Source organism: Pseudomonas sp. AFG_SD02_1510_Pfu_092, assembly GCF_003331055.1.
Taxonomy (GTDB): domain Bacteria; phylum Pseudomonadota; class Gammaproteobacteria; order Pseudomonadales; family Pseudomonadaceae; genus Aquipseudomonas.
Window position 1 is genome coordinate 13,696 of sequence record NZ_PUQD01000041.1, and the last position, 11,639, is coordinate 25,334.

At 65.3% G+C, this 11,639-nt stretch carries 10 protein-coding genes; 2 read left to right on the top strand and 8 right to left on the bottom strand.

The window, feature by feature from the left end:
* Positions 1-12 precede the first annotated feature (12 nt).
* Positions 13-1,074 (top strand): HlyD family secretion protein, encoded by a 1,062-nt coding sequence (locus C6A77_RS17125; RefSeq protein WP_114170528.1) that lies wholly within the window; start codon positions 13-15, stop codon positions 1,072-1,074.
* Positions 1,071-2,522, top strand: a complete 1,452-nt coding sequence (locus tag C6A77_RS17130; protein WP_114170529.1) for an efflux transporter outer membrane subunit — start codon at positions 1,071-1,073, stop codon at positions 2,520-2,522. The genes C6A77_RS17125 and C6A77_RS17130 overlap by 4 nt, the downstream gene beginning before the upstream one ends.
* 127 nt (positions 2,523-2,649) lie before the next feature.
* Here C6A77_RS17130 and C6A77_RS17135 read toward each other — a convergent pair whose 3' ends face one another.
* The 8 genes from C6A77_RS17135 to C6A77_RS17175 all read right to left on the bottom strand — a co-directional run bounded on the left by C6A77_RS17135 (position 2,650) and on the right by C6A77_RS17175 (position 11,630).
* The gene (locus tag C6A77_RS17135) at positions 2,650-3,462 is read right to left on the bottom strand and encodes an SDR family oxidoreductase (RefSeq protein WP_114170530.1); all 813 of its coding nucleotides are present in this window, start codon (positions 3,460-3,462) and stop codon (positions 2,650-2,652) included.
* A 151-nt stretch (positions 3,463-3,613) separates the two neighbouring features.
* Positions 3,614-4,078 carry a multidrug transporter gene (locus C6A77_RS17145; RefSeq protein ID WP_114170531.1) on the bottom strand — a complete coding sequence of 155 codons (465 nt, stop codon included), beginning with the start codon at positions 4,076-4,078 and terminating at the stop codon, positions 3,614-3,616.
* A gap of 84 nt (positions 4,079-4,162) precedes the next feature.
* Entirely contained in the window at positions 4,163-5,617 is a 1,455-nt protein-coding gene (locus tag C6A77_RS17150; RefSeq protein ID WP_114170532.1) for a mannose-1-phosphate guanylyltransferase/mannose-6-phosphate isomerase, read from the bottom strand.
* Between the two features lie 36 nt (positions 5,618-5,653).
* Positions 5,654-6,301 carry an alginate O-acetyltransferase AlgF gene (locus C6A77_RS17155; RefSeq protein ID WP_114170533.1) on the bottom strand — a complete coding sequence of 216 codons (648 nt, stop codon included), beginning with the start codon at positions 6,299-6,301 and terminating at the stop codon, positions 5,654-5,656.
* Positions 6,302-6,320: 19 nt separating this feature from the next.
* Positions 6,321-7,478, bottom strand: a complete 1,158-nt coding sequence (locus tag C6A77_RS17160) for an alginate O-acetyltransferase (protein ID WP_114170534.1) — start codon at positions 7,476-7,478, stop codon at positions 6,321-6,323.
* 10 nt (positions 7,479-7,488) lie between these two features.
* Complete coding sequence (locus tag C6A77_RS17165; protein WP_114170535.1) at positions 7,489-8,946, bottom strand: MBOAT family protein; 1,458 nt, start codon at positions 8,944-8,946, stop codon at positions 7,489-7,491.
* Between the two features lie 130 nt (positions 8,947-9,076).
* Positions 9,077-10,180, bottom strand: a complete 1,104-nt coding sequence (locus C6A77_RS17170) for a mannuronate-specific alginate lyase (RefSeq protein ID WP_114170536.1) — start codon at positions 10,178-10,180, stop codon at positions 9,077-9,079.
* Between the two features lie 7 nt (positions 10,181-10,187).
* On the bottom strand, positions 10,188-11,630 hold the full coding sequence (locus C6A77_RS17175; protein ID WP_114170537.1) for an alginate O-acetyltransferase: 1,443 nt from the start codon (positions 11,628-11,630) through the stop codon (positions 10,188-10,190).
* Between the last annotated feature and the right edge of the window lie 9 nt (positions 11,631-11,639).

The window sequence follows — 11,639 nt, forward strand, 5'->3', positions numbered from 1 at the left end:
AGAACCACTGAAATGACCAACAAGCGCAAAACCCTGTTCATCGGCGCGGTGCTTGCCGTGGCCGTCCTGGCCGGCATCGTCGGCCCCTGGATGTTCGGCAGCGACCAGCGCCAGAGCACCAATGACGCCTATGTAATCGCCGACTACACCGTGGTCGCGCCCAAGGTCGCCGGCTTCATCAAGGAGGTGCTGGTAGAGGACAACCAGCAGGTCAAGGCCGGGCAGTTGCTGGCGACCATCGACGCGCGTGACTACCAGGCCGCGCTGGATGCCGCGCAGGCGCAGTTGCTGGTGGCCCAGGCGCAAAGCGCCGATGCCCGCGCCACCCTCGAGCGCCAGGCGGCGCTGATTGCCCAGGCCGAGGCCGCAGTGAAAGCAGCCCAGGCCGAAGCCGCATTCGCCGACCATGAGGTCACTCGCTACAGCCGCCTGGCCGAGCAAGGCGCCGGCACCGTGCAGAACGCCCAGCAGGCGCGTAGCGGGGTCGATCAGGCCCGCGCGCGCCTGGCCAATGCCCAGGCGGCGCTGGTAGCGGCGCGCAAGCAGGTGGATATCCTTACTGCTCAGGTGGCCAGTGCCGACGGGCAGCTGAAGCGGGCAGAGGCGGGGCTGGAAAAGGCCCGGCTCGATCTGTCCTACACGCGCATCACCGCGCCTGTGGACGGCATGGTCGGCGAGCGCGCCCTGCGGGTCGGTGCCTACGTCAACCCGGGCGCCCGCCTGCTGTCGGTGGTGCCGTTGCAGCAAGCCTATGTGGTCGGCAACTTCCAGGAAACCCAGCTGACCCATGTGCAGCCCGGCCAGGCGGTGAGCATCAGTGTCGATACCTTTGCCGGCGAGAAGCTGCACGGCCATGTGCAGAGCATCGCCCCGGCCACCGGGGTGACCTTCGCCGCCGTCAAGCCAGACAACGCCACCGGCAACTTCACCAAGGTGGTGCAGCGCATCCCGGTGAAGATCGTCTTCGATGACGGCCAGCCGCTGCTGGCCCGCCTGCGCGTGGGCATGTCGGTGGAAGCGACCATCGACACCCGTGGCGACAAGCTGCAAGGCACCGAGGTAAGCGCACGATGAAACCGGCATTACGCTTGAGCCCGTTGCTGCTGGCCATGTGGCTGGCGGGCTGTACGCTGGGCCCGGACTTCCAGCGCCCCCACAGCCAGGCCCCGCAGCAGTGGGCGCCGTTGCAAGGCGCGGCAGCGGCCAGCCAGCCGCAGGCCGAACCGCTGGAACTGCGCTGGTGGGACAGCTTCCACGACGCCCGCCTGAGTGCGCTGATTCAGCGCGTTGCCGCGCGCAACCTCGACCTGCAGATGGCCAGCGCCCGCTTGCTGCAAAGCCGCGCCCTGCGCAGCAGCGTGGCTGCCGACGAAACCCCGTCGGTGGATGTGAACGCCGGCTACAGCCGCGCGCGCAACAGTGCCGACGGCCTGAGTGACCCATCCGGCAAGGCCGGCAAGCAAGCCTTCAACCTCTGGCAGGGCGACCTGGTGGCCGGTTGGGAGCTGGACCTGTGGGGCCGTGTGCGGCGCCAGGTCGAAGCTGCCGATGCCACGGTCGAAGTGGCCGAGAACGACCGCCGCGGGGTGCTGTTGGCCTTGCTTGCGGAAACTGCCGGCAACTACATCCAGCTGCGCGCGGTGCAGCATACGCTCGAGGTGACGCACGATAACCTCGAGGTCGCCCGGCACAGCCTGAAGCTGTCCGAAAACCGCCAGGCCGAAGGCGTCGCCACGCGCCTGGATGTGGCCCAGGCCAGTGCCCAGGTCGCCTCGATCGAGTCGCGCCTGCCCAGCCTGGAAGCGCGGCGCGATGACTTGATCAACGCCCTCAGCCTGCTCGCCGCCGAACCCCCGCGCAGCCTGCAGGCCGAGTTGCTGCAGGGCGGTGAACTGCCTGCGCCGCAGCAGCGCTTCGCGATTGGCTTGCCTTCCGAACTGGCCGAGCGCCGCCCGGACATTCGCCAGGCCGAGGCCCGCCTGCATGCAGCCACCGCCAGCATTGGCGTGGCCAAGGCCGACTTCTACCCCAGCATCCGGCTGTCGGGCAGTGTCGGGTTCCAGGCCATGCAGCTATCCGATTTCGGCGCCTGGGATTCGCGCCGCTTCGCCTTCGGGCCGCAGCTGTCGCTGCCGATCTTCGAGGGTGGCCGGCTCAAGGGCACCCTGGAACTGCGCGAGGCGCAGCAGCAGGAAGCAGCGCTGGCCTACCGCAAGGTGGTGCTGGGGGCCTGGCATGAAATCGACGATGTGCTGCGCCTGTACAACGCCAGCCAGTTGCGCCGCGACCACCTGGCTGAGGCGGTGCGGCAGAACCGCATCGCCCTGGAAACCGCCCAGCGTCAGTATGTGGAAGGGGCGGTGGACTTTCTCAATGTGCTGACCGTGCAAGGTGCGTTGCTGGCCAGCGAAGAGCAGTTCATCGACAGTTCGGCGGCGGTGTCGCAGGCGCTGGTAGGGTTGTACAAGGCCCTGGGTGGCGGCTGGCAGGCGTTTGATGAGCGACCGGAAAACAAAGTGTGAAGGTGGGGCCGCTGTGCGGCCCATCGCCGGCAAGCCAGCTCCCACAAGTACAGTGTGAGCCCGGACCTGCGCCATCCCTGTGGGAGCGGGCGAGCCCGCGAAGAGGCCAGCGCAGGCGGCCGAAAATTCAAAGCGGGCGCAACAGGCCGAAGCGCTTGCGTAACGCCCAGTCCAGCACCCGCCGTGGCAGCAAGCGGGCCATCAGCGGCAACGCTGTACTGCCATTCCCCAGCCGCACCACCGCCGGAACCGGCGACTTGCCGACCGCCGCCAATACCCCCTGGGCAAACACCGCCGCCGGGGTCGGCTTGTCCTGCGATGCCCGCGCCCGTGCCTGCACATGCTCGCGCAACGGCCACCACGCCGAATCCGCTGCCAGCACTTGCTCCGCCTGGCGCTGGGCATTGCTGGCGAACTGCGAGGCGATCGCCCCCGGCTGCACTTCCATCACCCGTATACCGAACGGCGCCAGCTCCAGGCGCAAGGCGTCGCTCAGGGCGTGTACCGCAGCCTTCGAGGCGCAGTAGGCGCCGGCGAACGGGGTGACCAGCACGCCGGAGACGCTGCCGATGTTCACCACCAGGCCCCGTGAGCGGCGTAACACCGGGAACAGCGCGCGGGTAACGCCGACCACGGCGAAGACGTTGGTCTCGAATTGCTGGCGCAGAGCGTCCACGCCGCCATCGAGCAACGGGCCCATGGCGCCGTAGCCGGCATTGTTGATAAGGATATCGAGGTTTTGCAGCTCCTCGGCCAGGCGCGCCAGCGCTTCGCTGTCGTTCACATCCAGTTGCCGGGCGGTGAAGCCGGCGGCGTTCAGTTGCTCGACATCCTCAGGTTTGCGGGCGGTGGCCCAGACCTGGTGGCCAGCATCGCGAAAGGCGTCGGCCAGGGCGCGGCCGATGCCGCTGGAACAACCGGTGATCAGGACGGTGGGCATGGTTCGGGGCCTGTTGTCAGGGAGATTGGTTTTTCCTGTGCGGGCCTCTTCGCGGGTAAACCCGCTCCCACAGGTACACCACAGAATTTGAGACTTGTGGAGTCCCTGTGGGAGCGGGTTTACCCGCGAAGAGGCCCGCACAGGCGATACATCAGTTGGCAAACGTACCTTGCAGATGCTCCGCACGAAACTCCAGTGTCTGCGGCCGGTAGCCGGAACGCAGCGGCGGCAGCGGCAGGCAGTCTTTCCACTCGGCCCCCGGCTGCAGTTCGCCCGGCCCACGGTAGCGCGGGGCATTGTAGGTGTTCTCGGCCAGGTTCACCGTGTCGCCCGGCGCATACGCGGCCACCCGCCAGCGCAACTCGGTCAGCGGCACGTCGTTGCCGTTCTTCATGTGCACTTGCAAGGCACGGTCGGCGGGGCAGTGTTCGGGGGCGTAGCTCAGGCGCAAGTCCAGGCGGGCCAGGCGCGAGCTTTCACGGCTGTCCTGCCAGACGACGAACAGGGCCACCAGGCCCAGGCCGCACACGGCAGCCAGCGAGATCGGCAAGGCCTTGGCCGGGTAGCGCAACAGCAGCACCAGCCAGGTGAGGATGAGGAAGGCACCGATGATCATGGGGCTCGCAGACCTTGGTTGCGCAGGGTCCGAGCATCGTAGCCTGAAATGGGAAGGGGCCGCAAAGCGGCCCCTGGTACTGGCTTACTGCGCGATGGTCTTCACCGAAACACCACGCTTGATCGGCGTGGAGGTACGGCCATATACATCCTCGAAACGCTCGATGTCATCTTCGCCCAGGTAGCTGCCGGACTGCACTTCGATGATCTCCAGCGGGATCTTGCCCGGGTTGCGCAGGCGGTGCACCGAGGCGATCGGGATGTAGGTCGACTGGTTCTCGGTAAGCAGGAACACGTTCTCGTCGCAGGTCACCTCGGCAGTGCCGGACACCACGATCCAGTGCTCGGCACGGTGGTGGTGCATCTGCAGCGACAGGCTGGCGCCCGGTTTGACCGTGATGTGCTTGACCTGGAAGCGGCCGCCCATGTCCACCGAGTCGTACGAGCCCCACGGGCGGTACACTTCCAGGTGGTTCTGGGTTTCGCTGCGGCCCTGCTCGTCGAGGGTCTTGACCATCTGCTTGACGCCCTGGACCTTGTCCTTGTGGGCAATCATCATGGCGTCCTTGGTCTCGACCACCACGATGTTCTCCAGCCCGATCACCGACACCAGCTTGCCGTTGCCGTGGATCATGCAGTTGTGGCTGTCCTGCACCACCACGTCGCCCTTGGTGACGTTGCCGTTGTCGTCCTTCTCGTGCACTTCCCACAGCGACGACCAGCAGCCTACGTCGCTCCAGCCGGCCGACATCGGCACCACACAGGCGCGCTGGGTCTTTTCCATCACCGCGTAGTCGATGGAGTTGTCCGGGCAGCAGGCGAAGGTGGCTTCGTCGATGCTCAGCACATCACCGTCTTCCTGGCTGCGCTCCAGGGCCAGCACGCAGGTGTCGTAGATGTCGCCATCGTGCTTTTTCAGCTCTTCGAGGAAGCGGCTGGCGCGGAACAGGAACATGCCGCTGTTCCAGAAGTAGCCACCGGCCTGGACGAACTCGGCGGCGCGTTTCTCGTCGGGCTTCTCGACGAACTGCGCTACGCGTGCCACGCCTTCGGGCAGCAGGGCGTCCTGGCTGGAACGGATGTAGCCGTAGCCGGTTTCCGGTTTGGTCGCCGGCACGCCGAACAGCACCATCTCGCCGCGCTCGGCGGCCACGGTGGCCAGGGCCAGGGCGCGTTGCAGGGCCTTCTGGTCATCGATCACGTGGTCGGCCGGCAGCACCAGCATCAGCTCGTCGCGGCCTTCATTGACCAGCTTCATGGCCGCCATGGCCACCGCCGGCGCGGTGTTGCGACCGAACGGCTCCATCAGGATGCCCTGGGTTTCCAGCTTCAGCGCGGCCAGCTGTTCCTGGACGATGAACTTGTGGTCCTTGTTGCAGACCACGATCGGCGTGTCCATGCCTTCGAACACCAGGCGCTCGAGGGTTTGCTGGAACAGGGTGTGTTCACCGGTCAGGGCCAGGAACTGTTTGGGGAACTGCTTGCGCGACAGAGGCCACAGACGGGAACCGCTACCACCAGAAAGAATTACCGGGATCATCATGTTTCTCCAATAGTCGTTGAGAGGCAGGGGCAATCAGTTGCTAGCCACGGGGCGAGTTACCCACACCGGCGACAAGGTGTTGCCGGAACCCGTTACGTACAGCACTGCGGCTTCGCCGCGCTCCAGGGCGACGGGTTTCACGTCACCCACTTTCTTGTCTCCTTGGTACAGCGCCAGGTTGACCTTGACCGGGTTGATTTCACGCTCGCCACGGCTGTTGGCGGCTACCGGCTTGACCACTTCGGTCTTGCCGTCGGCGGTCTTCAGGGTCAGTTGCTGGTCGCTCAGGTTCTGCACGCGAACCAGGGCCTTCTGCTTGTTCTTGAACGGCGGTTCCTCGATCAGCTTCGGCGCGCCGCTGGCGCTGTTGACCAGGGTGTAGTACTTGTCCGAGGCCAGCTTGACCGGCACGCTCTTGCCGCCGACCTGGGCGGTGTAGTCACCCCCTGGCAGGAAGCTGAAGTCGCTGCTGGCCTGGGCGCCAACCTGCTTGATCTGGGTGTTGCCGACCGACGCTGCGGTCGGTGCGCTGGAGGCGTTGAACAGGCGTACGAAGGTCGAGCCCTTCGGTGCGCTCGGGCCGTACAGCGCGGCGTCGGCGCCGGCGAAGGCCTGCATCGAGGCCAGGGACAGGCCGGCCGCGAGGGTGAGGGCTTTGGCAACGGAAGTCTTGGTAGTCATTTGCGTGTTCCTCTCTTTATCAGTGGTTCGTCCGGGTGGACGACAAGGCCAGGTTTTCTTCGGATTTACGGGAGTTCTTCAGCTGCGCGATCCACTGCGGGTCGAAGCTGCTGAGGTCGTTTTTCATTGGCAGATAACGTTCGGGGAATTCCCACACCACCACTTGTGGCGCGGCGTTCTTGAAGGCATCGCTTTGCAGGTACTTGAGCATCGGCAGCAGCGGGCCATGGCCGTCCTCGGCGTAGTTGGCCACGTCGCTGCGCAGCGCCTGCTGCAGCGCGCCGAGGAAGTTCCAGTGCGGGTTGGCGCTGTAGCTGGTGCCTACCAGTGCCACCGGGATCTGCGTGTCGGCGAACAGCGCGTCACCGCCTTCACCCTCGGCCGCGGCCGGGCGGGTGGTGCGCTTCTGCAGGTTGTCCGGCGCCGGCAGCAGGTTGCTGAACAGCGGGTCCAGTGGCAGGAAGTTGGTCAGGTCGCCCTTGTACGGTGCGGTGCTGCCGGCTTCGGTGATGAACGTTTGTGGCTCACCGTTGAGCAGGCTCTGGCGGCCGACCGCTTCGGCCAGGGCCTGGGCGGCGACTTCGGCGCCCATTGGCGTCCAGTGGGTGTCGGTGCGCAGGAACACCTGGCCACGGGCCTTGGCCTGCTCCATCGGCGCCATCAGGTCCGGGGCGAACACGTTGGCCTGGCGCGCCTGGGCATGGAACCGGTTGTACAGGTCATCGTGCAGGCTGGTCGGCAGCTCCTTGCCCAGGTACTCGGCGTACACCCGCGCCTTGGCCGGCACGATCGCCAGCACCAGCTGGCTGCCGTGCTGCTGCAGGGTGTCGCGCACGCCACGGATCAGCGCCAGGTTTTCTTCCATCAGTTGGTCGGCACCGGCGGTGGGCTTGAACTCTTCGTCGCTGAACAGCCACTGGTCGCGGCCCAGTACCACGCCGGGGCGGCCTTCGTTGAACAGCTTGAAGTCCATCGCCGCCCACAGGTTGGTGCCCAGGCGCTTGATCGGGAACTGCTCGTCGTAGTGGGTCTCGGCGGCCTTGGCCAGCTTGCCGTTGAGCAGGGTCATCTGCTCGGTGCGCTGGAAGCTCTGCAGGCCACCGGTGGACCACACGCCCATGCCCACCAGCAGGCCGAGGAACGACAGCGAATAGGTAATGCGTAATGTCCGGGTCATGTCATCTACCTCAGAACTGGAAGTACAGGAACGGCGAGTAGCTCTGCGCCGAAAGCTTGAGGATCGAGGCCACGAACAGCAGCAGTACCAGCGCGCGGGTCATGACCCGGGTCCAGTCCAGGCCGATCGAGCCGTCGCTGTTGACCTGCACCGGGGTGGCCTTGGGCGTTGGCCGGGCGTTGCGGTAGAAGTCGCGCAGGCCGAAGTACGCCAGGGTGATGTAGGCGACCACCAGGGTGGCGATCTGCAGGCCGGTGAGCTGGGCACGGTTGAGTTCCGACAGCTGCCATTCGCCGAAGCTGAACATGGCGCCGTACATGCGACCGGCCACCTCCAGGTTCTCGGCGCGGAAGATCACCCAGCCGACCACCACCAGCAGGAAGGTGAAGGCCCACTTCACCGGGTTGAAGCGCTGCGGGTTGGTGTCCAGGCCCAGCGCGCGCTCGATGGCCAGCCACATGCCGTGCCAGGCGCCCCAGATGATGTAGGTGAAGTTGGCGCCGTGCCACAGGCCGCCCAGCAGCATGGTCAGGAACAGGTTGCGATAGGTGTTGAAGGTGCCTTTGCGGTTACCGCCCAGGGTGATGTACAGGTAGTCGCGCAGCCAGGTCGACAGGCTGATGTGCCAGCGCCGCCAGAACTCGGTGATCGACTGGCTGATGTACGGCTGCTTGAAGTTCTCCATGAAGCGGAAGCCCATCATCAGGCCCAGGCCGATGGCCATGTCGCTGTAGCCGCTGAAGTCGAAGTACAGCTGCGCGGTGTAGGCCAGGGCGCCGAGCCAGGCGTCGCCGGTGGTCGGGTTCTGCAGCGCGAAGCAGTGGTCGGCCACCACCGCCAGGGTGTCGGCGATGAACACTTTCTTGATGAAGCCCTGCATGAAACGGGTGCAGCCTTCGGAGAACTTGTCCAGGGTGTGGGTGCGGTTGTTGAACTGGTCGACCAGGTCCTTGAAGCGCAGCACGGGGCCGGCGATCAGGTGCGGGAAGATCGCCACGAACGCCGCGAAGTCGATCAGGTTGCGGGTGGCCGGGGTGTCGCCGCGGTACACGTCGATGATGTAGCTGATCGACTCGAAGATGTAGAACGAGATACCGATCGGCAGTAGCACGTGGGTAAGGATGAACGGCTCCAGGCCGAACGAGGTGATGATCGCGTTCAGGCTGTCGACGCCGAAGTTGGCGTACTTGAAGTAGCCGAGGATCGCCAGGTCGACGCCGACGCCGAGCAGCAGCCAGCGCTGCGCCGGCTTGGTGCGCACACCGGCGGCACCAACTTTCAGGCCGATCCAGTAGTTCCACAGGGTGACCCCGGCGAACAGGGCCAGGAAGTCCACCCGCCACCAGGCGTAGAAGATGTAGCTGGCGACCAGCAGCAGCAGGTTGCGATAACGTTGCCCGCTCAAGTAGTACAGGCCGAGGAAGATCGGCAAGAACAGGAACAGGAACACGTTGGACGAGAAGACCATCCCGGTTCTCCTTTTTGTTCACAGCATCCGGGGCACAGCGCCCCCCAAACCCCCCAGTGCAACACCGGAAGGCAACCTAGTAGCTCTGTGGGAGCCAGCTCCCACAGTTGTCACACCCGAATCGGGGTTGTTACTTCTTGCTCTCTGCGCTCGGGTCGTAGACCCGGGTCAGATCGCCACCGAGCCGGAAACTGTTGAACGGCTGCATGTCGTGCTTGCGTTCGAGGGTGTCACCCACGCAGCGGTACAGCGCGCACCACGGCTCGAGCCAGGAGTACTTGCTGTCGATCTTCAGGTCGCTCATGTCCTGCTTCTGGCCGGCGCGTGTCTTGAAGTGGCTGGGGTCACGGACACCTGCCAGCACGCCTTCGCCCAAACGCTGCAGGGCGAAATTGTTCTCGCTGCGCAGGTCGACACCATTGGCCTGGGCGAAGCTGGCGATCATCGCCAGCGGCGGCAGCGCGTAGTTGTGGTAGGCCAGGGCGCGTTGCTTGCGCTTGATTTCATTGGGCAGGAAGCCTTGCTCATCCACCTGGTTGGCGCCGACCTTGAATTCCTTCACGGCCCAGTCGAACAGGTCGCGACGGTCGGTGGCCACGGCCGTGGCCATTACCGACCAGGCTGCCCAGTAGCTGTGGTTGTTGATCTTCTCCAGCGGCAGGTCGCTCCAGTCGCGCACGGTCTGTTCGGCGAGGCGGGCGAGCCACTTCTCGATCAGCTCGGCCTCGGCCAGGTGCGCAGCCAGCGGCTGCGAGTTGGAGAACTTCAGGCGCAGCCACGACCCGCTCATGCTGCCCAGCGCCCATTTGCGCATGGACTTGCCGGTATGGTTGTAATCGGTGGACAGCAGCGCATCGGCACGCGCCCAGGTGCCCAGCCAGGTCAGGGCGCAGTCGAGTTGTGCCGGGCGGCCGTCACGCATGTACTGGCCGACCATCTTGCTCACGCCCTTCTCGAGCGTGGTGATGTCCTCGGTCGACTTGCGGAAGGCTTTTTCCGAGGCAACGTTCAGCGTTGCCCGGGCCTTGTCCGAACCTTCGTACTTGCTGCGGAACTGCAGCGCGCCGGTGTAAGGCTTGGGCGCGGCTTCGCAGCGGAAATTGCCGTCACCGGTCTTCAGCTTCTCGATGCCCTCGTAGTACCCCTGCGGTGGCACCAGCGCGGCCTGCGCGGCAGCGCCGAACAAGGCCAGGGTGAGCAGGGCAGGGCGCAGGATTCGCTTGAGCTTGGTCATGATCGCCTCACTGGCCGGCCTGCGCAGTCTGCGCGGGCGCGGCGAAGTTGTTGCGTTTGCAGAGCTTGGCCTCGACCTTCTGGGTGCCGCTTTCCGGCCCTTGGACCTCGAACGCGAGCAGGCTCTGGCTGGCCCAGTCTTCGTCTTCGCGCATCTGGAAGACGAAGCGCCCGTCGGTTTCGGAGGTTTCCGGTTTTTCCAGCTTGATGTCCTCGTGACGGCCGTTGAGGTACCAGAGGGTGGCCTGCAGCACCTTCACCGACGGGTCTTCGAACTTCACGTCCATCTGGATGTTGCGGTTGACCAGGTCCTTGAGCACGCCGCCCTTGCCGTTGACCATCAGCTCGTTCTTGCCGGGCTTGAGCGTGGTGCTGGCGCTCATCAGCGCCGGGCGGTCCTCGCAGCCGTCGTCGAGCAGGCCGAGGATCTGCCGCCAGATGGTTTCCTGGTCCAGGCGATACAGCGGCGAGAATTCCCAGATCAGGATCTTCGGCGGGTTCTTCTGGAATTCCTCGCTGCCCAGGTACTGGATCATCGAGCCTTCCAGGCCACCGCCGGGGAAGGCGACGTTGAGCACGTCGGCACCGATGTATTGCTGCAGGAAGCCGGCGAAGTTGTAGTTCTTGCCACTGTGGCTGGTACCCACCAGGGTGATCTGCGCGTTGCCGGTGTCACCGAACAGGTCGTCACCGCCAGCGTCGGAGCCTTTCGGCTCGGTGGCGAACTGGTCCATGTACTGCACCGCGTAGCTGGTGCCGCAAAGCTGGCCGGCGACGTTGTGCAAGGTGCCGGTCTTGCCCATGCGCCCGGACTTCTTGGTTTCGAATTCCTTGCGCGGGATGCCTTCGAAAGCCGGCATGTTGTGCACGGTGTCGGCCACGATCTTGGCTGCGCGCTCGGCGCCATATGGCGTCCAGTGCTGGTCGCCACGGAAGTAGAAGTCCTTGCCCTGGTCGGCAGCGGCCAGTTGTTCGTTGGTCAGCGGCGACAGGTCGGGGACGTTGTAGCCCATGCTGGCGAAGCGCTTGAGCATGGCCTGGTAGTTGCCCAGCGCCTTCTGGTAGTCGAACGCGGCTTTTTCGGCCGGGTTGAGCATGTTGCGGTTCACCAGGCCGCGGGTCGGCTGGTACACCACGACCAGTTCCACGCCGCGCTTCTTGAAGGCGTCGTGCACTTGCTGCAGGCGCTTGTAGCCGGCCGCGGTGGTGTTGAACTCGGTGCGCAGGTCTTCGCGGGTACGGAACAGCCAGTCGCCCTGGGCCTGCACCAGCGTGGTGAAGTTCTGCTGGTAGCGGGTGGTGTAGCGGCTGGCGTCATGCGCTTCAGGGCACAGCTGGCAGCAAGGCTCGGCAGTGAAGGTCGGGGCCTTGACGTCTTCGGCGCGCACGCCCTGGCTGATCGCCAGGAGGGCGGCGGACAGGCCCAGCAGTTTCATCAGGTGTGGAGTCATGGTCTGGGC